Raw genomic sequence first — 24,269 nt, 5'->3', positions numbered from 1 at the left:
CATGCAGCTCGGCACCGGGCAGGAGGAGACCGCGCGCGGCGGCATCTCCGGCTACTTCATCCGCTTTCCGATCGCGACCTCGCTGATCATGGCCGGGATCCTGTTCATCGGGATCGTGGCCTATCCGCTGCTGGGCGTCGCGCCCCTGCCGCAGGTCGACTTCCCGACGATCCAGGTCACCGCGCAGCTGCCCGGCGGCAGCCCGGAGACCATGGCCTCGACGGTGGCGCAGCCGCTGGAACGGCAATTCGCGCAGGTGCCCGGCGTCAGCCAGATGACCTCGACGAGCGCTTTAGGCATCTCGTCGATCACCGTGCAGTTCGACCTCTCGCGCAACATCGACGGGGCGGCGAACGACATCCAGGCGGCGATCAACGCCGCCGGCGGGCAGCTCCCGAAGAATTTGCCGAGCCCGCCGACCTACCGCAAGGTGAACCCGGCCGATTCCCCGATCCTGCTGCTCTCGGTCACCTCCGACACCCTGCCGCTGATCGAGGTCGACGACGCCGCCGACGTGCAGCTGGCGCAGCGCATCAGCCAGGTCTCCGGCGTCGGCCAGGTGCTGATCGGCGGCCAGCAGAAGCCGGCGGTGCGGGTGCAGATCGACCCGGCCAAGCTCGTCGCCAAGGACCTGTCGCTGGAGGACGTCCGCACCCAGCTCTCGATCACCACGGTCAACAGCCCGAAGGGCAGCTTCGACGGCCCGACCCGCAGCTACACGGTCTATGCCAACGACCAGCTCACCCGGGCCAAGGACTGGAACGACGTCATCGTCGCCTACCGCAACGGGGCGCCGTTGCGGGTGCGCGACATCGGCCAGGCGGTGGCGGGGCCGGAGGACGTCAAGCAGGCGGCCTGGGCCAACGGCCAGCGCGGCGTGTTCCTGGTCATCTTCAAGCAGCCCGGCGCCAACGTCATCGACACGGTGGACCGGATCAAGGCCGAATTGCCGCGCATCACCGCCTCGCTGCCGGCGGGCGTGAAGGTCCAGACGCTGAGCGACCGGACCCAGACCATCCGGGCCTCGGTCGAGGACGTGCAGTTCACGCTCCTCATCACCATCGCCCTGGTGGTGCTGGTGATCTTCGTCTTCCTGCGCTCGCTCTGGGCCACCATCATCCCGAGCGTGACGGTGCCGCTGGCGCTGCTCGGCGCCTGCGCGCTGATGTGGATGGCCGGCTACACCCTCGACAACCTGTCCTTGATGGCGCTCACCATCGCGGTCGGTTTCGTCGTCGACGACGCGATCGTGGTGCTGGAGAACATCGCCCGCTACGTCGAGGAGGGCATGAAGCCGATGCAGGCCGCGCTCAAGGGCGCCGGCGAGATCGGCTTCACCATCGTGTCGATCTCGGTCTCGCTGATCGCGGTGCTGATCCCGCTCCTGCTCATGGGCGGCATCATCGGACGGCTGTTTCGCGAATTCGCCGTCGTGCTGTCGATGACGATCGGCGTCTCCGCCTTCGTGTCGCTGTCGCTGACCCCGATGATGGCTTCGCGCTTCCTGAAGGAACACAGAGCCGAGCATCACGGACGCCTCTACCGCTGGAGCGAGCGCGTCTTCGACGGGATGTTGCACGCGTACGAATCCGCCCTCGACGTGGCGCTCCGCCACCACGTCGTGACCTTCCTCACCTTCCTCGGCACGCTGGCGCTCACCGGCTACCTGTTCGTGGTGATCCCGAAGGGCTTCTTCCCGCAGCAGGATACCGGCCTCATCGTCGGCATCACCGAGGGCGGGCAGGACATCTCGTTTGCCGCCATGGAGGACCGGCAGCGGGCGGTCGGCGCGGTGATCCAGGCCGATCCGGATGTCGCCAGCATCGCGATGTCGATCGGCGGCAGCGGCCAGGCGCTCAATTCCGGCCGGATGTTCATCACCCTCAAACCCCGGGACGATCGCGAGGCGAATGCCTTCCAGATCATCGACCGGCTGCGGCCGAAGCTCGCCCGGTTGGAGGGCGTGAAGGTCTTCCTCCAGGCCTCGCAGGACGTGCGCACCGGCGGGCGCGCCTCGCGCACCCAGTTCGAGTACACGTTGCAGGATCCGAACCTCGACGAGCTCAACACCTGGTCGCCGCGGCTGCTCGAGAAGCTGAAGACCCTGCCGGAGCTGCGCGACGTCGCCACCGACCAGCAGACCGACGGCACCACGCTGACGCTCACGATCAACCGCGACGCCGCCTCGCGATACGGCATCACCCCGCAGGTCATCGACGACACGCTCTACGACGCGATCGGCCAGCGCCAGGTGGCGCAGTACTTCACCCAGCTCAACAGCTATCACGTCGTCATGGAGATCCTGCCGGCGCTCCAGGGCAACCCGGATTCCCTGCACAACATCTACGTGAAGTCGCCGACCACCGGGGGCCAGGTACCGCTCGCCGCCTTCGCGACCTGGACCACCGTGCCGGTGCGCCCGCTCTCGATCAGCCACCAGGGCCAGTTCCCCGCGGTGACGATCAGCTTCAACCTCGCGCCGAACGTCGCGCTCGGCCAGGCGACGGCGGCGATCGACAAGGCGGCGAAGGATCTCGGCATCCCGGCGACGCTGGCGACCGGCTTCCAGGGCACCGCGCAGGCCTTCCAGCAATCGCTCTCGACGGTGCCGCTCCTCATCGTCGCCGCCCTGGTGGTGGTCTACCTGATCCTCGGCATCCTCTACGAGAGCTACATCCACCCGCTGACCATCCTCTCGACCCTGCCCTCGGCCGGCGTCGGGGCGCTGGCGATGCTCTTGTGGTTCGGCTACGATTTCAGCCTGATCGCGCTGATCGGCATCATCCTGCTGATCGGCATCGTGAAGAAGAACGGCATCATGCTGGTCGATTTCGCGATCGTCGCCGAGCGCCAGGAGGGGATCGGCCCTAAGGAGGCGATCCGCAAGGCGGCGCTGCTGCGCTTCCGACCGATCCTGATGACCACGATGGCGGCGTTGCTCGGCGGCATCCCGCTGATGTTCGGCACCGGCACCGGTTCCGAGATCCGCCAGCCGCTCGGCTACGCGATGGTCGGCGGCCTCGCCGTGAGCCAGGTGCTGACGCTGTTCACCACGCCGGTGATCTACATCTACCTCGACACGCTCGCGACCTGGCTGTCCGGCGGCTCGCACGGGCCGGAGGCGAAGGATGAGGCGTCGGAGGACGGGGAGGCGCCGTCGCGGTTGCGCGAGGCGGCGGAGTAGGGCTCACGGCACCATCTCGATGAACTCCCGCAGGACGGCGAGGGCCCGCTCCGGCTCGTCGCCGAACAGGTCGTGGCCGCTCTCCGCGAAACCCGCGAACCGGACCCGGTCGGGCGGCAGGGCGGCGACGAGCGCCTCGCTGACGGAGGGCGGCACCAGCGGGTCGTGCGCGCCGGCCATGACCAGGACGGGGCAGCGTACACGCTCGAGCACGGGGCGGAAATCCAGGCGGCCCTGCTCGTTGCCGGGCCCGTTGAAGTGGAGCGCGGTGCCGTCGCGCACCAGCACGCGCCGCAGCTTGCCGGGATCGACGGGCTTGCGGCGGTAGAAGGGGATGCAGGTGCGAAAATACGCCGCCCGCCTCTCGGCGGTCGGGGCCGTCCAGTAGGTTTCGGCGACCCGGGCGACCTCGGGGCCGCCCAGTTCTCCGAACCGCGCAAAGATCGCCGGAAAGTCGACCTTGGCGGCCGTGCTGGCGAGGACGAGCTTGCCCGGATGATCGGGATAGCGCGAGGCGTAAGCCTGGGCGACGTAGCCGCCGAAGGACATCCCGAGCACGACCGGCCGGACGAGGCCGAGGGCGTCGCACAGGCCCTTCACGTCGTCGCCCCATTGCGTCAGCGTCCAGCCGGCGCGGTCGCCGTCCTCGCTGCGGCCGTTGCCGCGATGGTCGTAGTAGACCACCTGGGCCACGTCGCTCAGCCCGGAAAAGAACGGCTTGAAGGCGCTGTGATCGAAGCCCGGACCGCCATGCAGGAGCAGCAGGGTCGGCTTCTCCCGCATCGTGTCGCCGGCTGGAACGAGCCCGGCATTCTCGACGTCGACGAAGAGGCGAATGCCGTTGACGGCGACGAACATGCTGCCTTCCTCGCTGCCGGTGAGCCCCGGCCGCGTCCGGCCCGGGCGGCGCCGGCTCAGGCCACCGCGGCGTGCTGCCTCTGCAGGCTCAGCAGGATGTTGGCGATCTGACGCACCTGCAGCTCGCTGTCCTGCAATTCCTTCTTGCGGGCGCCGCCATAGGCGAACTCGTCGTGGTCGATGCCCGGAACCGGCAGGCCGCTCTCCTCGAAGTGGCGCTCGAGGCGGACGAGAAGCTGCTCCCAGACGCCGAGGCGGGACCAGCGGATGAAGGTCTGGGCCGCCATCCACCACGGACCGTACTGGGCCGGGACGGCACGCCAGTTGGTATCGTGCCAGTGCCGCCAGAGGATCGCGTCGATGGTTCGCTTGAGATCATGGGGCTGCGTCTTGCCGCGAGGCCGGCAGCCTTCGAGCAACGGCACGAGTACAGCCCACTGCGCCTCCGTCAACATCAACATCCCCTCGCTCACGCATCCGCCTGGAATCATATTACCAAGGGTAATCTGCTTCTTCAATCGGGGTGCCCACCGCCGGTTGAAGTTTGTTGACTCGTTGCAACAGGGGAAGGGGGCGAGATCGTTTGTGTTCGAACATAATGCCAAACGGATTAATCCGTTTGATGCTTAAAAGATTAGGTGTTTCAGTTTGTAAATACTTGGAGATAGGTGCGTTCAAAGCGGCAGTCTACGCTATGATAATATTCCTATTTTTAATGTATGTAAAACTGCAACGTTCACCGCCACAGCGTTATGGTCCGTGGTAACAATAATATAAAGCGTATAAAAAATTTTCCAAACGACTTGAATACGTGAAATGCAGTCACGGACCGTGCCGTAGCTCTTCCGCGCCATTGTCGTTGCGTCGCACCCATGATGCAGCCAGCCCGCAACAAGAGCCGGTGTGGGAGTGGCTCGGCCGGTTCGGGGTTGGGCGCGTGTTTCGCGGGCGCCCGCCGCATCCCCTGCTTCGCCTCGCGCAACGTCACCTTTCGTCGAAGGCGGCCTGGGCTTGCCGGCGAGGGAGTGGCGACGACTCGATCGTCCGAGACGGCATTTCGAGGAAGGTCCGGCCGCGCTCGGGATCGTGGGCAGCAGCACCGCCGAGGCGATTGGCGCAACGAAAAAAGGCCGCCTATGCGACCACCCGAGACATCAAATCTGAGAAAGAGAGAGGATGGTGGTGGAGCTTAGCGGGATCGAACCGCTGACCTCCTGCATGCCATGCAGGCGCTCTCCCAGCTGAGCTAAAGCCCCATCCGTCAACCGCGGCACCGGGAATGCCAACGGGTCTCGTCGTCCTTCGATCGCTCGGTGCGATCGGATCCCCCCGGCCTGGGCCTCAGGAGGATTTGGTGGAGCTTAGCGGGATCGAACCGCTGACCTCCTGCATGCCATGCAGGCGCTCTCCCAGCTGAGCTAAAGCCCCATCAATCAACCGCGGCACCGGGAATGCCGACGGGTCTCGTCCTCCTTCGATCGCTCGGCGCGATCCGATCCTCCCCGGCCTGGACCTCAGGAGGATTTGGTGGAGCTTAGCGGGATCGAACCGCTGACCTCCTGCATGCCATGCAGGCGCTCTCCCAGCTGAGCTAAAGCCCCACGCTACGGGACGTATGGGGTCCGTCCCGGAACCGTCCGTGCCCTCGGGGAGGGCCGCGTCCGGTGAGCGGCGGTATATGAGGGTGTGGCGCCGGACACAAGCCCTCGGGGCGGGTCTTCGCGAAGTTTTCGTGACTGTCGCGAATTCCACAACGTGACCAGGGGCTTGCGACGGCAGCGGTACTGCGCCGCCGTCATCGTCCCCTTGAGAGGATCAGGATTCCTCGTCGTTCTCGATGTCGCCGTCGATCAGGTCGGAGACGTCGTCGCCGCCTTCCTCGTCCTCTTCTAGGAAGGTGTCGTCGTCGCCGCCGGCATCGGCCACGTCGGCATCGTCGTCGTCGACAGAGACGTCGGCGCTGTCCTCGGCGGCCTCGACCTCGTCGAGGGAGACCATCTCGGGGGCGCCGGACTCTTCCTCGGTCTCCTCCTCGCGCGGGGCGCGGTTGGCGATCGCCGGCGTGGGGACGCGGCTGCTGGACAGCGCGGCGACCTGGTAGACGGTGCCGCATTTCGGGCACACGGCGGGGTCCCTGCTGAGGTCGTAGAATTTCGCGCCGCAGCTCATGCACTGGCGCTTCAAGCCGAGTTCCGGTCTGGCCACGGTCGTTTCATTCCTGTCGATGTCGGTGAGAGTGGGTCCGGTTAGTCGCGCCCGCCAGCCCTGTCAAATACCTGGAGGGCCGGCGGATGACGGCGCGGCGCCCGCGTGGTAACGACCCGGCCGTTTTCCCGCGCATCCCACGCGATTCTCGAAGAACCAGGCCGTCTGCCCGTGTCGCACGATTCCACTCCGTCCCCGATCACCGCCCAGGCCGGGACGGCCCTGCGGGGCCGGCTGCGGCCGCCCGGCGACAAGTCGATCTCGCACCGGGCGATCATCCTCGGCCTGCTCAGCCTCGGCGAGACCCGGATCGAGGGCCTGCTGGAGGGCGACGACGTGCTGCGCACCGCCGCCGCCGCCAAGGCGCTCGGCGCCGGGATCGACCGCGACGGGGAGGGGCGCTGGCGGGTGCGCGGCGTCGGCGTCGGCGGCCTGTCCGATCCGGCCGGCGTGCTCGATTTCGGCAATGCCGGCACCGGCTCGCGGCTGATGATGGGCGTGGTCGGCGGCCATCCGGTCACCGCGACCTTCGACGGCGACGCCTCGCTGCGCAAGCGCCCGATGCGCCGGATCCTCGATCCGCTGGTGCAGATGGGCGTGACCGTCGTCGAGCAGGCCGAGGGCGGCCGGGTGCCGCTGACCCTGCGCGGTCCGCGCGAGGCGGTGCCGATCACCTATGACAGCCCGGTCGCCTCGGCGCAGGTGAAGTCGGCGGTGCTGCTCGCCGGCCTCAACGCGCCCGGAATCACCACGGTGGTGGAGGCCGCGGCGACCCGCGACCATACCGAGCGGATGCTGCGCCTGTTCGGCGCCACCGTCGAGGTCGAGGCGATCGGCCCCGGCGGCCATGGCCGGCGCATCGCGCTGACCGGCCAGCCGACCCTCACCGCCACCGACGTGGTGGTGCCGGCCGATCCGTCCTCGGCCGCCTTCGCGCTGGTGGCCGGCTTGATCGTCCCCGGTTCCGAGGTGGTGATCGAGGGGGTGATGATGAATCCCCTCCGCACCGGCCTCCTCGCCACGCTCCTGGAGATGGGCGGCGACATCGAGCGGCTGAACGAGCGCGAGGAGGGCGGCGAGACCGTCGCCGACCTGCGGGTGCGCCACAGCCGCCTCAAGGGCGTCACGGTGCCGCCCGAGCGGGCTCCGGCGATGATCGACGAGTACCCGGTGCTGGCTGTGGCGGCGGCCTGCGCCGAGGGCACCACCCGGATGCAGGGCCTGCACGAACTCCGGGTCAAGGAATCCGACCGCCTCGCCGCGGTGGCGGCGGGCCTCAAGGCCAACGGCGTCTCCCACGTGGTCGAGGGCGACGACCTGATCGTCCACGGCGACGGGTCGGCGCCCGCGGGCGGCGGCACGGTCGAGACCCATCTCGACCATCGCATCGCCATGGCGTTCCTGGTGCTCGGCATGGCCGCAGGCCGGCCGGTGACGGTCGATGACGGCGCGATGATCGCCACGAGCTACCCGGGCTTCCTCTCCGACATGCGGGCGCTCGGCGCCGCCTTACCGGCATGAGAGGCCCGATGGTCATCGCGATCGACGGGCCGGCGGCCTCCGGCAAGGGGACGCTCGCCAAGCGCCTGGCGGCGCATTATCGCCTGCCGCACCTCGATACCGGCCTGCTCTACCGGGCGGTGGCGCTGACGCTCCTCGATGCGGATCGCGACCTGGCGGACAGGGACGCGGCGGCGGCCGCGGCGCGGGGGCTCGAACCGGCCTTCCTCGCCGATCCGCGCCTGCGCGGGGCCGCGATGGGCGAGGCGGCCTCGATCGTCTCGGCGCAAGCGGCGGTGCGCGCCGCGCTCCTCGACTGGCAGCGCCGCTTCGCCGGTGCGCCGGAGGGCGCTGTGCTCGACGGCCGCGACATCGGCACCGTGGTCTGCCCGGACGCCGCCGTGAAGCTGTTCGTGACCGCCTCGGCGCAAGAGCGCGCCCGCCGCCGCCACCGCGAACTCGACGGACGGGGCGAGGCGGTTCCTTACGAGGCGGTGCTCGCCGACATCCAGCGCCGCGACGCCCGCGACGCCGACCGCGACGCGGCGCCCCTGCGGGTGGCCGAGGATGCGGTGGTGCTCGACACCACGGCCCTCGACGCCGACGCCGCCTTCCGCGCCGCCATCGACGTGGTCGACGGGCGGGGCGGCCGGGGGGACTGACGTCAGACCCTCGACGTTTGCCCTCGACATGTGCGCGCCACGAAGCCGTGGCACGATTCTGAAAGCTTCCCAGCGCGCGGTCCGGTCCCGGTCCGGCGCGCTCCTCATTTTCGGACTCTCGATTCCATGATCCGCCTCGACAAGATCGGCAAGCAGAACGGCAACCAGCTCCTCTTCATCGAGGCCTCGGCGGCGTTGCAGCGCGGCGAGAAGGTCGGGCTCGTCGGTCCGAACGGCGCCGGCAAGACCACCCTGTTCCGGATGATCACCGGCGAGGAGCAGCCCGACGAGGGCCAGGTCTCGTCCGATCGCGGCATCACCATCGGGTATTTCAGCCAGGATGTCGGCGAGATGGCCGGGCGCTCCGTCCTGTCCGAGGTGATGGACGGGGCAGGCCCGGTGAGCGAGATCGCCGCCGAGCTGCGCGAGATCGAGACCGCGCTCGCCGATCCCGACCGGGCCGACGAGATGGAGGCCTTGGTCGAGCGCTACGGCGAGGTGCAGGGCCGGTTCGAGGAGCTCGGCGGCTATGCGCTGGAGGGCCGGGCGCACGAGGTGCTGGCGGGCCTGAGCTTTTCCCCGGAGATGGTCGAGGGCGATGTCGGCGCCCTGTCGGGCGGCTGGAAGATGCGCGTCGCGCTCGCCCGCATCCTGCTGATGAATCCCGACGTGATGCTGCTCGACGAGCCGAGCAACCACCTCGACCTCGAGAGCCTGATCTGGCTCGAGGACTTCCTCAGGGGCTTCGACGGCGCCCTCCTGATGACCTCGCACGACCGGGCCTTCATGAACCGGATCGTCGGCAAGATCATCGAGATCGATGCCGGCTCGCTCACCACCTATTCGGGCGACTACGCCTTCTACGAGCAGCAGCGGGCGCAGAACGAGGCGCAGCAGCAGGCGCAGTTCGAGCGCCAGCAGGCGATGCTGGCCAAGGAGATCAAGTTCATCGAGCGCTTCAAGGCGCGCGCCTCGCACGCCGCCCAGGTGCAGAGCCGGGTCAAGAAGCTCGACAAGATCGAGCGCGTCGAGCCGCCCCGGCGGCGCCAGAGCGTGGCCTTCGACTTCCCGGCGGCACCCCGCTCGGGCGATGACGTGATCAGCCTGAAATCCGTGCACAAAAGCTACGGCAGCCGCACGATCTACGAAGGCCTCGATTTCGGCATCCGGCGCAAGGAGCGCTGGTGCGTGATGGGCGTCAACGGCGCCGGCAAGTCGACGCTGCTCAAGCTCGCCACCGGCACCACCGCGCCGGATTCGGGCATCGTGACGATCGGCGCCAGCGTCAAGCTCGGCTACTTCGCCCAGCACGCCATGGACACGCTCGACGGCGAGCGCACGGTGTTCGAGTTCCTGGAGGAATCCTTCCCGCAGGCGGGGCAGGGATCGCTGCGCACGCTGGCCGGCTGCTTCGGCTTCTCGGGCGACGACGTCGAGAAGCGCTGCCGGGTGCTGTCGGGCGGCGAGAAGGCGCGGCTCGCCATGGCCCGCATGCTCTACGATCCGCCGAACTTCCTCGTCCTCGACGAGCCGACCAACCACCTCGACGTCGGTACCAAGGACATGCTGATCGCAGCCCTGGCCCAGTACGAGGGCACGATGCTGTTCGTCTCGCACGACCGGCACTTCCTCGCCGCCCTGTCGAACCGGGTGCTGGAGCTGACGCCGGACGGCATCCAGAAATATGGCGGCGGGTATTCGGAATACGTCGAGAAGACCGGGCGCGAGGCCCCGGGACTGCGGCATTGAGGATCCCGACCAGCCGCCCGCGACGGCCCTGAAACCCACGGGACATTCCGGAGTCGCGCAGCGGGGCTCGGAATCCCGCTCCAACCGAGGTTCCGGATCAAGGCTCCGCTTACGCGGCCCCGAAACGACGCCGGTGGGTCGAGGCCTGAAGAGATCGATCAAGCAAGCTTGAGGACGTCTGGAGCCCTGTTCGAGACGTCAGTGGATGTTCGATCGACTGACTTCTCATATCAATGGCCCACGATGCTGACGCATCGGGCCATTGAGCCATCTCGAATTGTCTATGCCAAGCCAGAGGCTTGACGAAAATTCGAGAACGGAACCAAAGGTCGTTTCCAACGACCGTTGGTATCAGGATGAGGTTGCGAGGGGGAGGAGTGACCTCAGACACCCTCGCCCATGGCCGATTGCATCATCCGGTCCCCGGTCAAATCGTCGTCGCCATACCCCAAAAGTTCGGCCAGGCGGTTGCGGGCGCGGTTGACGCGGCTCTTGATCGTGCCGATCGCCACGCCGCAGATGCCCGCCACCTCCTCGTAGGACAGGCCCTCGGCGCCGACGAGGATCAAGGCCTCGCGCTGGTCCGGCGGCAGCTTGGCGAGGCCGGCGCGCAGGTCCTGCACGTCGAGGCGGTGGCCCTGGTCGGGGGCGGTGAACAGGCGCGCGGCGTAGGAGCCGTCCTCGTCCTGCACCTCGCGCATCCGCTTGCGCTGCTCGGAATAGAAGGCGTTGCGCAGGATCGTGAACAGCCAGGCGTTCAGGTTGGTGCCGGGCTGGAAGCGGTGCTGGTTCTGCCAGGCGCGCAGGATCGTGTCCTGCACGAGGTCGTCGGCCCGGGCGGCGTTGTTGGTGAGCGAGAGCGCGAAGGCGCGCAGCGACGACAGGGCGGCCAGCATCCCTTCGCGGAATTCCGGCTCGGTGGCGCGGCCTTGCGCGGCGAGCGCCGCCTCGAGCTTCTCGATCAGCGCGAGGAAGATGTCGGGGGTCGCCGCGGTCTCGATCGGGGCATAGGCCGCGCGCAGCTGGCGGCCGAGATGGACCTGGACGGTCGGAGGCAGGCCGGGCTTGGATTCGGTGTTGAGGATCGGGTTCTCGGTGGACGCCATGCGACTCTCACGTTCTGAAGCGGGGAGGCGGGGCGGCGGCGCTCTGACGGGCCGCTCGCGTGAATACCCCGCCGGAGCTTCCTGAGGGGGAAAGTGGGGCGCGCCGCGCGCCTGTCGACACGCGCGCATCGCCGCGGGTGACGGCAGGGCTCAGCAGCGCCGCATCCGTCCCCGCATCGCAGCGTCTCTCCGCGCCTCGTCGCACCGCATCGCCGTCGCTCCCGTCGCCTCGCCGGCCGCCACGGCCATGCGGCGCCCGCGCCGACGGCACGGGTCGCGAGGGGCAACGGCTTCGTACTGCCCAGGTTCCCAAGATCGACTTCTCGAGATCGACGTGTCCCGCGATCGGGGTCCCGTGATCGTCGCGCGCCTACCAGCTGCGGGCGCCGGGCTGGCTCCGGTATTCCGCCGCGCGGATCCGTGTCATCAGGCGGTCGAGCTCGGCCAGAAGTGCGGCCTCCGCGTCCGCCGCTGCGGCGACGGCGGCGGGATCGGCGAGGTAGAGCCGCTCCTGCTCCGCCCGGGCGAGGCGCTGTTCCATCTCGGCCCGCTCGGCGTGGAGGGCCATCAGTTCCCGGCGCCGGGGATCGTCGGGAGAACCCTCCTCGCGATCGTCCTCGATCCGGCTCCCGTCGGTCCGGTCGCGTCCTGTCGTCGTGTCGAGGTTGTGCATAACGGCTCGCCGTGTCGGTGTGGGTCGCGGCGCAAGTGCCTGCGGTGGTTCACCGTCTCAACGCGCAAGGGGGCCGGAACGTCGCATCCGGCCGGCCCTTGTCATCGAGATGTCATGGGATCGTCATAGGGCGGCGTCGCACCGACCTTATCCCTCGCGGCGCGGTGGACGCCCCGGCTTCGGCCGGGGCGACATCCGACGCAGTCCGGGGAGACCGGTCGCGTCCTCACCGGCCGTCGACGCGCAGGATAGGGGGCGGACAAGCCGCTCCCGCATCGTGCCGGACCGATCCGAATACGGAGAGAACACAGTGAAGCCCTTCTCCTACGCGCTCGCCATCGGTCTCGCGACCGCCCAGATCGCCACCTCGGCGATGGCCCTCGACATCACCGGCGCCGGCGCCACCTTCCCGTTCCCGGTCTATTCCAAGTGGGCCGAGGCCTACCGCAAGGAGACCGGCAACGGCCTGAACTACCAGTCGATCGGCTCGGGCGGCGGCATCAAGCAGATCCAGGCCAAGACCGTCGATTTCGGCGCCACCGACGCCCCGCTGAAGGGCGAGGCCCTGACCAAGGGCGATCTGGTCCAGTTCCCGACCGTGATGGGCGGCGTGGTCCCGGTGGTCAACATCGCCGACATCAAGCCCGGCGAGATCAAGCTGACCGGCGAGGTCCTGGCCGAGATCTACCAGGGCAAGATCCGCAAGTGGTCGGACCCGAAGATCGCCAAGCTCAACGAGGGCGTGAAGCTCCCCGACGCCCCGATCACCCCGGTCTACCGCTCGGACGCCTCCGGCACGACCAACATCTTCACCACCTACCTGTCGGACGTGTCGCCGGCCTGGAAGTCGGAACTCGGCGCCTCGACCACGGTGAGCTGGCCGGCCGGCCAGGGCGGCAAGGGCAACGAGGGCGTCACCGCCGTCGTCAAGCAGGTTCCGAACGCCATCGGCTACGTCGAGTACGCCTACGCCAAGCAGAACAACCTGCCGGTCGCCCTGATTCAGAACAAGGACGGCCAGTATCCGCTGCCGGGCGACGAGTCGTTCCAGGCCGCCGCCGCCGGCGCCGACTGGAAGTCCGCCCCGGGCTTCGGCATCTCGCTGACCAACCAGCCCGGCGCGAAGGCCTGGCCGATCACCGCCGCGACCTTCATCCTGGTCCACAAGAACCCGGCCGACGCGGCCCGCACCGCCGAGGTGCTGAAGTTCTTCCGCTGGGCCTACAAGAGCGGCGGCCAGATGGCGACCGCCCTCGACTACGTGCCGCTGCCCGCCAAGGTCGTCACCCAGGTCGAGGACGAGTGGAAGACGATCACCAAGGACGGCAAGCCCGTCCTGAGCAACTGATCGCCTGAACCCGAGGAGGGCGGGGTGGTCCCGTCCTCCTCGCCTCCGCCGGTCCGCCTGCGGGCCTGCGCGGCGCTTGAGGAAAGCCGAGATCCCGCCGCCCGAGGGCCGCAGGATCGCGTCCGACTCGCCTCGATCCGCCGAGCGCGCTAGAGGCCGCTCACTCCAAGGGAAACCCGGATGGTCGCGTTGTCTGAGAACGTTGCAATGGCGGCAAGGCCCCCAGTCGCCCGCCGCGCCCCGAGCCCCGTGGGCGACCGCATCTTCCGCAGCGCCGCCTTCGTCTCGGCGCTGCTGGTCCTGGCGGTGCTCGCCGGCATCCTCGGCTCGATCGCCTACGGCGCCGGGCCGGCCTTCCAGGAATTCGGCTTCGGCTTCCTGACCTCGAGCGCCTGGAACGTCGGGCGCGAGCAGTACGGTGCGCTGGTCGCCGTCATCGGGACCCTGGTCTCGGCCCTTCTCGCCCTCCTCATCGGCGTGCCGATCTCGCTCGGCATCGCGATCTACCTGACGCAGCTCTGCCCCGGCTGGGCCCGCCGCCCGGTCTCGATGACGATCGAGCTGCTCGCCGCCGTGCCGAGCATCATCTACGGCATGTGGGGCCTGTTCGTGTTCGCGCCGCTCTTCGCGCGCTTCGTGCAGATCCCGGTCTCGAACGTGGTCGAGGGCATGCCGATCGTCGGCACCCTGTTCTACGCCCAGGTGCCGTCCGGCGTCGGCGTGCTCACCGCCGGCATCATCCTGGCGATCATGATCGTGCCCTTTGTCGCCTCGATCACCCGCGACATGCTCGACCAGATCCCGACCGTGCTGCGCGAGAGCGCCTACGGCATCGGCTGCACCACCTGGGAGGTCGTGCGCCACGTGCTGATCCCGCAGGCCTCGGTCTCGATCATCGGCGCGATCATGCTGGGCCTGGGCCGGGCGCTCGGCGAGACGATGGCGGTCACCTTCGTGATCGGCAACGCCAACCGCCTGTCGGCCTCGATCTTCGATCCGGGCTCGACCATCGCCTCGCGCATCGCCAACGAGTTCAACGAGGCCGACGGCCTGCAGCTCAGCTCGCTGATGGCGCTCGGCTGCATCCTGTTCGTCGTCACCTTCATCGTGCTCATCATCGCCCGGCTGCTGGTGCGCCGCGCGAAGGTGGCCTGACCCCGTACCCGCAGGACGCTCCCCGATGAACGCCTCTCCCGCCGCGGTGCCGGCCCCGACCGCCCCGCAATGGGGCCGGGTCCGCGCCGGCCGCCGCTCCGCCGACAAGCTCCTGATCGTCGCCTGCACCGCGGCGACGGCGCTCGGCGCGATCGTGCTCGGCTCGATCCTCCTGATGCTCATCATCCAGGGCGTGCAGGGCTTCTCGCCGGCCCTGTTCACCCAGGTCACCCCCGGCCCCGGCTCCGCGGGCGGCGGCATCGCCAACGCGATCCTCGGCAGCCTAGTGATGACGGCGCTGGGCATCGTCGTGGCGACCCCCATCGGCGTGCTCGCCGGCACCTACCTCGCCGAGTACGGCCGCGGCTCGCCGCTCGCCAACCTGATCCGCTTCCTCAACGACATCCTGCTCTCGGCGCCCTCGATCCTGATCGGCCTGTTCGTCTACACCCTGATGGTGCGGCCGATGGGCGGCTATTCGGGCTGGGCCGGCGGCGTGGCGCTCGCCATCATCGCCACCCCGGTGATCGTGCGCACCACCGAGGACATGCTGCGGCTGGTGCCCGGCACCCTGCGCGAGGCCGGCGCGGCACTCGGCGCGCCGCTCTCCATCGTGATCCGCTCCGTCACCTGGCGGGCGGCGCAATCGGGCATCGTCACCGGCGTGCTGCTGGCGCTCGCCCGCATCGCCGGCGAGACCGCGCCGCTGCTCTTCACCGCGCTCAACAACAATTCCTGGTTCAGCCCCAACCTGATGGGCGGCGTCGCGAACCTGCCGGTGATGATCTACCAGTTCGCCCTGTCTCCTTACGAGAACTGGCGCCAGCTGGCCTGGGCCGGCGCGCTCCTCATCACCGTCACCATCCTGGGCCTGTCGATCGTGGCCCGCCTCGTCCTGAGCGGCCCGAAGGGGCGCTGACCCGGACGTCGGCAGCACCCGATCGCTCCGCGACCGGGTGCTGCTCCCCACATCTGATTGTGACGTATTTTCTTCGAAAATACTCCTGCCCGGAGATACACCGATGAGCGCCACCGCCACCGCCGCGCCGGTCGTGGGCCAGAGCCAGGCCGACGAATCCGCCGCGATCCGCCTCGCCGTGAAGGACCTGAACTTCTACTACGGCGACTTCCGCGGCCTGAAGAACATCAACCTCAACTTCCTCGATCGCCAGGTCACGGCGCTGATCGGGCCGTCGGGCTGCGGCAAGTCGACGTTGCTGCGCACCTTCAACCGGATCTACAGCCTGTACCCGGAGCAGCGCGCGGAAGGCGAGATCCTGCTCGACGGCCGCAACATCCTCGACCCGTCGATCGACCTCAACGAGCTGCGCGCCCGGGTCGGCATGGTGTTCCAGAAGCCGACCCCGTTCCCGATGTCGATCTACGACAACATCGCGTTCGGCATCCGGCTCTACGAGCGCCTCGGCAAGGCCGATCTCGACATCCGCGTCGAGGAGGCCCTGCGCCGGGCCGCCCTGTGGGACGAGGTGAAGGACAAGCTCAAGCAGTCCGGCATGGGCCTGTCGGGCGGCCAGCAGCAGCGCCTGTGCATCGCCCGCACGGTGGCGCAGCGCCCGGAGGTGATCCTGTTCGACGAGCCGACCTCGGCCCTCGACCCGATCTCGACCGGCCGCATCGAGGAACTGATCGAGCAGCTGCGCTCCGAGTTCACCATCGCCATCGTCACCCACAACATGCAGCAGGCGGCGCGCATCTCGCAGTTCACCGCCTTCATGTATCTCGGCGAGCTGGTCGAGTTCGGGCCAACCAACCGGCTGTTCATGAACCCGTCGAAGCGCCAGACCCAGGACTACATCACCGGCCGGTTCGGCTGAGGTCCAAAGTCGTCATTGCGTCGGTCCGGCTGCCGGACCGGCGCACGTCGTAGGCCCCACCTCTTCCGCGGGGAGTCTCCCATGTCGAGCCACATCGTCACCTCCTACGATCAGGAGCTGCAGAACCTGCGGCGCAGCATCGCCGAGATGGGCGGCATCGCCGAGAAGATGGTGGCCGATTCCGGCCAGGCGCTCCTGCGCCGCGATTCCGCCCTCGCCCAGGCGGTGATCGCCACCGACCAGCGCCTCGACGGGCTGCAGCGCGAGATCGAGGAGAAGGCCATCCTCCTCATCGCCCGCCGCCAGCCGATGGCGATCGACCTGCGCGAGACGATCTCGGCGATCCGCGTCTCCGGCGACCTCGAGCGCATCGGCGATCTGGCCAAGAACGTCGCCAAGCGCGTCGTCGCCATCGCCGACCAGGTCCAGCTCCAGAAGATCGTCGTCGGCGTGGAGCACATGAACGAGCTGGTCCAGGGCCAGCTCAAGGACGTGCTCGACGCCTACGCCACCCAGGACACCGTCGCGGCCCTCGACGTCTGGGCCCGGGACGGCGGCATCGACGCGCTCTACACCTCGCTGTTCCGCGAGCTCCTGACCTACATGATGGAGGATCCGCGCAACATCACGTTCTGCACGCATCTCCTGTTCTGCGCCAAGAACGTCGAGCGCATCGGCGACCACACCACCAACATCGCCGAGACCATCCACTACCTCGCCACCGGCGAAACCCTGTCGACCGAGCGTCCGAAGAACGACCATTCGAGCTTCGCCACCCTCGACACCCCGCCCGCGGCCTGAGGATCGACGCCCGTCCGGGCCCTCAAGGCCCGGCGGGCGCCTTCGGCCCCGCCTGAAGTGCCCCCCGAAGTGCCCCGATGAGTACCCGCATCCTGATCGTCGAGGACGAGGAGGCCCTCACCCTCCTCCTGCGCTACAACCTCGAGGCCGAGGGCTTCGAGGTCGACGCCGTCGCCCGGGGCGACGAGGCGGATATCCGCCTGCGCGAGCAGATCCCCGACCTCGTCATCCTGGACTGGATGATGCCGGGCCTGTCCGGCATCGAATTGTGCCGGCGCATCCGCGCCCGCCGCGAGACCGAGCGGCTGCCGGTCATCATGCTGACGGCGCGGGGCGAGGAGGGCGACAGGGTGCGGGGGCTCGCCACCGGCGCCGACGACTACATCGTCAAGCCGTTCTCGGTGCCGGAACTGCTGGCCCGGGTGCGGGCGCTGCTGCGGCGGGCCAAGCCCGCCCACGTCGCCGACCTGCTCGTCGCCGGCGACATCGAGCTCGACCGGGTCAGCCACCGCGTCCGCCGCGACGGCCGCGAGCTGCATCTCGGCCCGACCGAGTTCAAGCTGCTCGAATTCCTGATGCAGAGCCCCGGCCGGGTCTTCTCCCGCGAGCAGCTGCTCGACGGCGTCTGGGGCCACGACGTCTACATCGACGAGCGCACCGTCGACGTGCATATCGGCCGCCTGCGCAAGGCGATCAACCGCGGCCGCGACAGCGACCCGATCCGCACCGTGCGGGGTTCCGGATATTCGTTCGACGAGATGTTCGCGCTGGAGCCGTGACGGGCCTTCAGGTGACTGACTGGTCTCCACGGATTTCAAACCCTCCGCGTCATTCCGGGGCCGCGATAGCGGAGCCCGGAATCCAGAACCGCGGATGGTTCAGAGCCTGTTTGATTGACTCAAGCATTTACTCCCACACACAACCTCATCCTGAGGTGTCAGTCGATTGAAATCGACTGACCTCGAAGGAGGGCTCCAGGGATCGCGAGGACATCTGGAGCCCTCCTTCGAGGCTCCTTTCAGTCGCACCTCAGGATGAGGTCGCGAGAGGGATGGAAAAGGTCGTTACAGCCGAATTTCGCAAGTCAAACAGGCTCTCAGACAATGGCGGGTCGCGTTCCGCCTTATCCTTCACCATCCGAGTTTCTGGATTACGGGCTCCGCTGTCGCGGCCCCGGAATGACCCTGTGGGTTTGAGGCCTGCGGAAAAGCCAACCGATCAAGCGCTCACAACGCCTTCGCCATCTCCCGCAGGACGAATTTCTGCACCTTGCCGGTGGAGGTCTTCGGCAGTTCGGTGAAGACCACGTGCCTGGGCACCTTGAAGCCGGCGAGCGACTGGCGGCACCAGCCGATCAGCTCCTCGGCCGAGACCATCTCGGAACCCTTCAATTCGACGAAGGCGCACGGCGTCTCGCCCCATTTCTCGTCGGGCTTGGCGACCACGGCGGCGGCGGCCACCGCCGGGTGCTTGAACAGGGCCTCCTCGACCTCGATCGACGAGATGTTCTCGCCCCCTGAGATGATGATGTCCTTCGAGCGATCCTTGAGCTGGATGTAGCCGTCCGGGTGCTTCACCCCGAGATCGCCCGAATGGAACCAGCCGCCCTTGAACGCGGCCTCGGTGGCCGCCGGGTTCTTGAGGTAGCCGCGCATCACCACGTTGCCGCGGAACATCACCTCGCCGAGCGTCTCGCCGTCGGCGGGCACCGGCTGCATCGTCTCCGGATCGAGCACGTCGAGGGCCTCGAGCGGCGGGTAGCGTACGCCCTGGCGCGCCTTGCGCGCGGCCTGCTCGTCCTTGCCCAGGGCGTTCCAGTCGGCATGCCACTCGTTCACCACCGCCGGGCCGTAGGTCTCGGTCAGCCCGTAGACGTGGGTCACGTCGAACCCCGCCTCCGCCATGCCGGCGAGCACCGCTTCCGGCGGCGGCGCCGCCGCGGTGAGGAACGAGACGCGGTTGGGCAAGTCCCGCCGCTCGGCCTCCGGGGCGTTGATCAGGAGCGACATCACGATCGGCGCGCCGCACAGATGCGTCACGCCGTGATCCGCGATGGCGTCGTACATCGCTTTCGCCCGCACCTGGCGCAGGCAGACATGGGTGCCGGCCACCACCGACAGGGTCCAGGGGAAGCACCAGCCGTTGCAGTGGAACATCGGCAGGGTCCACAGATAGACCGGGTGCCGGCCGAGATGGCCCGCCACCACGTTGCCGACGGCGAGCAGCGAGGCGCCGCGATGGTGGTAGACCACGCCCTTCGGGTCGCCGGTGGTGCCCGACGTGTAGTTGAGGGTGATCGCGTCCCACTCGTCGCCCGGCATCGCCCAGGCATGAGCGGGGTCGCCTTCGCCGAGAAGATCCTCGTACTCGATCGCGCCGAGGCGTTCGCCCGGGCCGTCGTATTCCGGGTCGTCGTAGTCGATCACCAGGGGCTTGACCCCGGCCTGCGCCAGCGCCGGGCCCATGATGCGGGCGAATTCCCGGTCGGTGATCACCACCTTGGCCTCGCCGTGGTCGAGGCAGAAGGCGATGATCGCGGCATCCAGCCGGGTGTTGAGGGTGTTGAGCACCGCGCCGGCCATCGGCACCCCGTAATGGCACTCGATCATCGCCGGGGTGTTGGCGAGCATCACCGCCACCGTGTCGCCCCGCCCGATGCCGCGGGCGCTCAAGGCCGAGGCGAGGCGCCGGGAGCGGGCATAGAGGTCGCGGTAGCTGCGCCGCAGCGTCCCGTGGATCACCGCCGTATGGTCGGGAAACACCGTCGCCGCCCGCTCCAGGAAGGTGAGCGGCGTGAGCGGCTGGTGGTTGGCCGGGTTCCGGTCGAGGCCGGTATCGTAGATCGTCGCGCCGGTCATGGGTCGTCCTGCTCGCTGCGGCGCCAGAGTACCCGCCGCGGCCGGGCGATCAATCCGCCCGGCATCCTTACGAAAGTTCGACTTCCGGCGGGGACGGGGCCTATCCTATCTGGGTGGTGAGGCCGCCCCGTGAGACGAGCGGCAGGAGGAGACGCCATGGCGAGCCCGAGCCGCTACCCGGAAACCTACGCCGCCTGGCAGCGCGACCCGGAGGCCTTCTGGGCGCGAGCCGCCGAGGCGATCGACTGGGTGAGACCCGCCGCCCGCGTCTTCGACCCCGAGGCGGGGGTCTACGGCCGCTGGTTTCCCGGCGCGGAGGTCAATGCCTGCCACAACGCCGTCGACCGCCACGTCGCGGCAGGGCGGGGCGAGCAGGCGGCGATCCTGTACGAGTCCCCCGTCACCGGCACCAAGAGCCGGTTCACCTATGCCGAGCTTCTCGACGAGGTCGCGGCGCTCGCCGCCGTGCTCCAGGATCTCGGCGTCGGGCGCGGCGACCGGGTGGTGCTCTACATGCCGATGGTGCCCGAGGCACTGTTCGGCATGCTGGCCTGCGCCCGCATCGGTGCGGTGCATTCGGTGGTGTTCGGGGGCTTCGCCGCCCGGGAACTCGCCGCCCGGATCGAGGATGCCGCGCCCAAGGTGGTGCTCGCCGCCTCCTGCGGCATCGAGCCGAGTCGGGTCGTCGCCTACAAGCCGCTCCTCGACGAGGCCTGCCGGCTCTCGTCGCACAAGCCCGACGCCTGCCTGATCCTCCAGCGGCCGCAAGGCGTTGCCGCGATGGAGGCGGGGCGCGACCGCGACTGGGCGCAAGTCCTGGCGGAGGCGAAGGCGGCCGGCCGCCGCGCGCCCTGCATCCCCGTCGCCGCCACCGATCCGCTCTACGTGCTCTACACGTCCGGCACCACCGGCAAGCCGAAGGGCGTGGTGCGCGACACCGGCGGCTATCTCGTCGCCCTCGCCTGGTCGATGCCGAACCTCTACGGCGTCGCCCCCGGCGAGACCTATTGGTGCGCCTCCGATGTCGGCTGGGTGGTCGGCCATTCCTACATCGTCTACGGGCCGCTGCTGCATGGCTGCACCACGGTGCTCTACGAGGGCAAGCCGGTCGGCACGCCGGATGCCGGCGCGTTCTGGCGCGTCATCGCCGAGACCGGCGCGGTCGCCCTGTTCACGGCGCCGACGGCGCTCCGGGCGGTGAAGAAGGAGGACCCGGAGGCCCGGCTGATGCAGGGCCACGACCTCTCGCATTTCCGCACCCTGTTCCTCGCCGGCGAGCGGGCCGACCCCGACACCGTCGCGTGGGCCGAGCGGATTCTCGGAGTGCCGGTGATCGACCATTGGTGGCAGACCGAGACCGGCTGGCCGATCGCCGCCAACCCGGTGGGCCTGGGCGCGCTCCCGGTCAAGCACGGCAGCCCGACCGTGCCGATGCCGGGCTGGGACGTGCAGGTGCTCGACGAATCCGGCACGCCCGTGCCCCCCGACACGATGGGGACGATCGCCGTCAGGTTGCCGCTGCCCCCCGGCGCCCTGCCGACCCTGTGGCAGCAGGACGAGCGGTTCCGCGAAAGTTACCTCACGACCTATCCGGGCTACTACAACACCTCGGATGCCGGCTTCCTCGACCGCGACGGCTACGTCTCGGTGATGGGCCGCACCGACGACATCATCAACGTCGCCGGCCACCGCCTCTCGACCGGCGGCATGGAGGAGGTGCTGGCCTCCCATCCGGCGGTCGCCGAATGCGCGGTGATCGGCATCCGCGACAGCCTCAAGGGCGAGGCGCCCTGCGGCTTCGTGGTGCTGAAGGCCGGGGTGGCGAAAGGTCCGGACGCGATCGAGCGCGAGTTGGTGGCCCTGGTGCGCGAGCGCATCGGCCCGGTCGCGGCCTTCCGCCTGGCGCTCACGGTCGGGCGCCTGCCCAAGACCCGCTCGGGCAAGATCCTGCGCGGCACGATGAAGAAGATCGCCGACGGCGAGGCATGGGCGATGCCGCCGACCATCGAGGACCCAGGCGTCCTCGAGGAGATCGGCGGAGCGCTGCGGGAGCGCGGGCTCGGATAGGGGTTACCCCGCCCGCCGTACCCACGCCCCGGCGCCGGCGCCGGCGAGCGGCAGGGCGGCGGCGGCGGCGAGCGGCATCGGCCGGCCGGTGAGGAAGCCCTGGACCCGGGTCACGCCGATGCCCCGCAGCACGGCGTATTCGTCCTGCGTCTCCACCCCCTCGGCGACGATCTCGCAGCCGATGCGCCGTCCGTAGCCCGTCAGCGCCTCGGTCAGGGCCCGGCGGGCGGAATGGGTGTCGATGGCCCGGATCAGGCTCATGTCGAGCTTGATGAATTCCGGCGCCAGGTCGAGCACATGCCGCAACGTCGCGTGGCCGGCCCCGACATCGTCGATGGCAAGGCCGAGCCCCTGGCGCCGGAACGGTGCCAGCGCCTCGCGCAGGGCCTCGTAGGAGGCGACCGCCGCGTGCTCGGTCAACTCGATGACCAGCCGGTCGAGCGGCGCTCCCTCGATCGTCCCGGCGAGGCGGGGCGAGACGAGGCTCGTCGGCGACAGGTTGACCGACAGCCTGACCCCGGCGGGCAGGGATGCGAAGGCGAGCAGGGCCTTGCGCAGGGCGAGGAATTCGAGCTCCTCGCCCATTCCCACCTCGGCCGCGTCCGCGAACCACGCATCGGGGCCCTTGCTCGCGGGGCCCTTGCTCGCAGGGCCCTTACTCGCGGGGACTTGGCCCGTCGGGGCTGCGAAGCGCGCCAGGGCCTCGAAGGCGGCGAGGCTGTCGTCGGCGGTGCGGTAGATCGGCTGGAACACCATCTCGACGGAGTCGGCCGCGAGGGTCTCGGCGATGCGCCGGCGCTTCGCATCCCGCTCGCGTGCCGCGTCGCGGTCTTTCCCCAGGATCGAATCCACGAGATCCGCGCAGAGACGCAAGGTCGCGAGATCGCGGGTCGTGAGGCTGCGGTCCGGCGTGAAGCTGAAGCAGCACAACGTCCCGTAGGGCTCGCCGTCCGCGTGGCGCAGAGGCACGCTCAGATGGGCCCCGACCGGCAGGTCGCGGGTCACGGGCAGTTGCGAGGCGACCGGGTCCTCGGCGGCATCCTGCATCAGGCCGGGCATCAGGCCCTTGGCGACGTAGTAGCAGAAGCTCTGTTCGAGCGGCGCATGGCCGCCCACGGCGACCGGGCCGTGCAGCGTCTCGGAATCGGAGAAGCGGAAGACACGGTTGCCCGCCACGAATTCCGAGACGAATCCGACATCCATGCCCAGATGGCGGCGGACGGCTCGGAGAACGGACAGGATCTGGTCGCTGGCACTGCCGGAACGGTCACCGAAGACGGAGGACAGCGGCATCGTTCGATCCGGTCGAGAGGTGAAGATCGCACCGCTTCGTCATCCCGACGTTCCGACGATCGTCGAACGCAGGGCAATCTCGATCTTCGTCAATATACGGTGTGAATTTATTCAAGAATCTCGCGCGGTGATGTATTAGGGAAGATACTTGCAGCCTGTGCCGAGCATGTCCGGACAAGATCGAGCCATGCGGCAGGGCCGCGATGCTGCGAGAACGGAGCCGATGTCGCCGTCCGGTGCAGCCACATGTCTTGTCGGGTTCGATCGCATGCGGCATATCCGGGATCAGAATACGCATCTTTTTCTGTTCGTGGTTCGAAGTCACAACAAGCAGTTGCGAATTTTTCACAGGATCGGCATTCTGACAAGGCGACGCCTGCGCAGTCGTTCTGACCAGAGAAGTCGCCATGCCCGGTTCGGACCCCCCGGAGAGACAGCGCCGTCCCGGTATCGGCGCGGCCGCGATCCTGGACCGGGTGCCGCTGCCCCTCAGAGCCGTGCTCGGCCGGATCGAGAGCGGCATCGTCGATCTGGCGAAGACCGATATGCCCAGGCTCGACGTCGCGGAGGGTGCTGGAATCCGCGAGGCGATGCATGGCCTGCGCAGTGCGCTGTCCGATATCTGCGCCTTGATCGAGGCCGAGGCCCACCCGACGGTGCTGCGCGCCGCGGAGCGCCTCGCGGGTGCGGGCGAGCGGCTGGCGGAGATGGCCGGTCGTCCGAGCCGGGCGCGGGCGGCGGCGCGCGGTGCGGCGACGCGGGCCCTCAAGAACCTGGCGGCGGCCCTGGTCGGCGTCCGTCCGAGCCGGATCGCCGTGAGCCTCGGCCGCGGTTGGTAGCCGGGTTCGCCGACACCTCCCACGACCCGGTCCGGTGCGCCAGCGCACGCCGCGGTGGCGCCCAGGCGCGCAGGCGCCCTGCGCCGCCGGCGCTGGCCCGATCCGCCCTCCCGCGCCACAGTGCGGCCATCCTGCA

Annotated in this window: 18 protein-coding genes, 3 tRNA genes and 1 pseudogene; 12 read left to right on the top strand and 10 right to left on the bottom strand. The window is 68.9% G+C overall.

Going from position 1 to position 24,269, the window contains the following annotated elements; translation table 11 throughout:
- Position 1: 1 nt before the first annotated feature.
- Positions 2-3,184, top strand: coding sequence for a multidrug efflux RND transporter permease subunit (locus tag F1D61_RS06765; RefSeq protein ID WP_203157050.1), 3,183 nt, complete (start codon positions 2-4; stop codon positions 3,182-3,184).
- Between the two features lie 3 nt (positions 3,185-3,187).
- Here F1D61_RS06765 and F1D61_RS06760 read toward each other — a convergent pair whose 3' ends face one another.
- From F1D61_RS06760 to F1D61_RS06735, 6 genes and pseudogenes are all read right to left on the bottom strand, one after another.
- Positions 3,188-4,042 carry an alpha/beta fold hydrolase gene (locus F1D61_RS06760; protein WP_203157048.1) on the bottom strand — a complete coding sequence of 285 codons (855 nt, stop codon included), beginning with the start codon at positions 4,040-4,042 and terminating at the stop codon, positions 3,188-3,190.
- 218 nt (positions 4,043-4,260) lie between these two features.
- Positions 4,261-4,497, bottom strand: a pseudogene (locus F1D61_RS33980) (transposase); the annotation flags it as partial.
- 725 nt (positions 4,498-5,222) lie between these two features.
- A tRNA-Ala gene (locus F1D61_RS06750) sits at positions 5,223-5,298 on the bottom strand.
- A gap of 96 nt (positions 5,299-5,394) precedes the next feature.
- Positions 5,395-5,470 (bottom strand) — tRNA-Ala (locus F1D61_RS06745).
- Positions 5,471-5,567: 97 nt separating this feature from the next.
- Positions 5,568-5,643: transfer RNA gene (locus tag F1D61_RS06740), tRNA-Ala, on the bottom strand.
- Positions 5,644-5,857: 214 nt separating this feature from the next.
- Positions 5,858-6,247 (bottom strand): TIGR02300 family protein, encoded by a 390-nt coding sequence (locus tag F1D61_RS06735; RefSeq protein ID WP_203157044.1) that lies wholly within the window; start codon positions 6,245-6,247, stop codon positions 5,858-5,860.
- 171 nt (positions 6,248-6,418) lie between these two features.
- Between F1D61_RS06735 and aroA the strand changes: the two genes are divergently transcribed.
- From aroA to F1D61_RS06720, 3 genes are all read left to right on the top strand, one after another.
- Positions 6,419-7,768 (top strand): 3-phosphoshikimate 1-carboxyvinyltransferase, encoded by a 1,350-nt coding sequence (gene aroA / locus F1D61_RS06730; RefSeq protein ID WP_203157042.1) that lies wholly within the window; start codon positions 6,419-6,421, stop codon positions 7,766-7,768.
- Between the two features lie 8 nt (positions 7,769-7,776).
- Positions 7,777-8,409 carry a (d)CMP kinase gene (cmk, locus tag F1D61_RS06725; protein WP_203157041.1) on the top strand — a complete coding sequence of 211 codons (633 nt, stop codon included), beginning with the start codon at positions 7,777-7,779 and terminating at the stop codon, positions 8,407-8,409.
- Positions 8,410-8,535: 126 nt separating this feature from the next.
- Positions 8,536-10,158 carry an ABC-F family ATP-binding cassette domain-containing protein gene (locus tag F1D61_RS06720; RefSeq protein ID WP_203157039.1) on the top strand — a complete coding sequence of 541 codons (1,623 nt, stop codon included), beginning with the start codon at positions 8,536-8,538 and terminating at the stop codon, positions 10,156-10,158.
- A gap of 383 nt (positions 10,159-10,541) precedes the next feature.
- On the opposite strand, the gene F1D61_RS06715 is transcribed toward F1D61_RS06720, so the two are convergent.
- On the bottom strand, positions 10,542-11,264 hold the full coding sequence (locus F1D61_RS06715) for a sigma-70 family RNA polymerase sigma factor (protein WP_203157037.1): 723 nt from the start codon (positions 11,262-11,264) through the stop codon (positions 10,542-10,544).
- Positions 11,265-11,634: 370 nt separating this feature from the next.
- Positions 11,635-11,937, bottom strand: a complete 303-nt coding sequence (locus F1D61_RS06710; RefSeq protein WP_246775758.1) for a hypothetical protein — start codon at positions 11,935-11,937, stop codon at positions 11,635-11,637.
- A 310-nt stretch (positions 11,938-12,247) separates the two neighbouring features.
- Between F1D61_RS06710 and pstS the strand changes: the two genes are divergently transcribed.
- The 6 genes from pstS (at position 12,248) to phoB (ending at position 17,855) form a co-directional block, all read left to right on the top strand.
- Positions 12,248-13,285, top strand: coding sequence for a phosphate ABC transporter substrate-binding protein PstS (gene pstS / locus F1D61_RS06705; RefSeq protein WP_203157035.1), 1,038 nt, complete (start codon positions 12,248-12,250; stop codon positions 13,283-13,285).
- A 180-nt stretch (positions 13,286-13,465) separates the two neighbouring features.
- Entirely contained in the window at positions 13,466-14,440 is a 975-nt protein-coding gene (gene pstC, locus F1D61_RS06700) for a phosphate ABC transporter permease subunit PstC (RefSeq protein ID WP_203157033.1), read from the top strand.
- Between the two features lie 25 nt (positions 14,441-14,465).
- Entirely contained in the window at positions 14,466-15,359 is an 894-nt protein-coding gene (gene pstA, locus F1D61_RS06695) for a phosphate ABC transporter permease PstA (protein ID WP_203157031.1), read from the top strand.
- A 103-nt stretch (positions 15,360-15,462) separates the two neighbouring features.
- The gene (gene pstB / locus F1D61_RS06690) at positions 15,463-16,275 is read left to right on the top strand and encodes a phosphate ABC transporter ATP-binding protein PstB (protein WP_203157029.1); all 813 of its coding nucleotides are present in this window, start codon (positions 15,463-15,465) and stop codon (positions 16,273-16,275) included.
- A gap of 81 nt (positions 16,276-16,356) precedes the next feature.
- Positions 16,357-17,076 carry a phosphate signaling complex protein PhoU gene (gene phoU, locus F1D61_RS06685; RefSeq protein ID WP_203157027.1) on the top strand — a complete coding sequence of 240 codons (720 nt, stop codon included), beginning with the start codon at positions 16,357-16,359 and terminating at the stop codon, positions 17,074-17,076.
- A gap of 77 nt (positions 17,077-17,153) precedes the next feature.
- The gene (phoB, locus tag F1D61_RS06680; protein ID WP_203157025.1) at positions 17,154-17,855 is read left to right on the top strand and encodes a phosphate regulon transcriptional regulator PhoB; all 702 of its coding nucleotides are present in this window, start codon (positions 17,154-17,156) and stop codon (positions 17,853-17,855) included.
- A 447-nt stretch (positions 17,856-18,302) separates the two neighbouring features.
- Here the strand turns inward: phoB and F1D61_RS06675 are convergent, their stop codons facing one another.
- Entirely contained in the window at positions 18,303-19,934 is a 1,632-nt protein-coding gene (locus F1D61_RS06675; RefSeq protein WP_203157022.1) for an acyl-CoA synthetase, read from the bottom strand.
- 156 nt (positions 19,935-20,090) lie between these two features.
- Between F1D61_RS06675 and F1D61_RS06670 the strand changes: the two genes are divergently transcribed.
- A complete protein-coding gene (locus tag F1D61_RS06670) occupies positions 20,091-22,001 on the top strand; it encodes a propionyl-CoA synthetase (RefSeq protein WP_203157020.1) in 1,911 nt (636 codons plus the stop codon).
- A gap of 3 nt (positions 22,002-22,004) precedes the next feature.
- Here F1D61_RS06670 and F1D61_RS06665 read toward each other — a convergent pair whose 3' ends face one another.
- Positions 22,005-23,294 carry a sensor domain-containing phosphodiesterase gene (locus F1D61_RS06665; RefSeq protein ID WP_203157019.1) on the bottom strand — a complete coding sequence of 430 codons (1,290 nt, stop codon included), beginning with the start codon at positions 23,292-23,294 and terminating at the stop codon, positions 22,005-22,007.
- 407 nt (positions 23,295-23,701) lie between these two features.
- Here F1D61_RS06665 and F1D61_RS06660 point away from each other — a divergent pair, with 407 nt between their 5' ends.
- Complete coding sequence (locus F1D61_RS06660; protein ID WP_203157018.1) at positions 23,702-24,133, top strand: hypothetical protein; 432 nt, start codon at positions 23,702-23,704, stop codon at positions 24,131-24,133.
- Positions 24,134-24,269: the final 136 nt, after the last annotated feature.

The sequence above is a fragment of the Methylobacterium aquaticum genome (genome assembly GCF_016804325.1).
GTDB classification, from domain to species: Bacteria; Pseudomonadota; Alphaproteobacteria; order Rhizobiales; family Beijerinckiaceae; genus Methylobacterium; species Methylobacterium aquaticum_C.
This window is presented reverse-complemented; position numbering and strand designations above follow the sequence as displayed.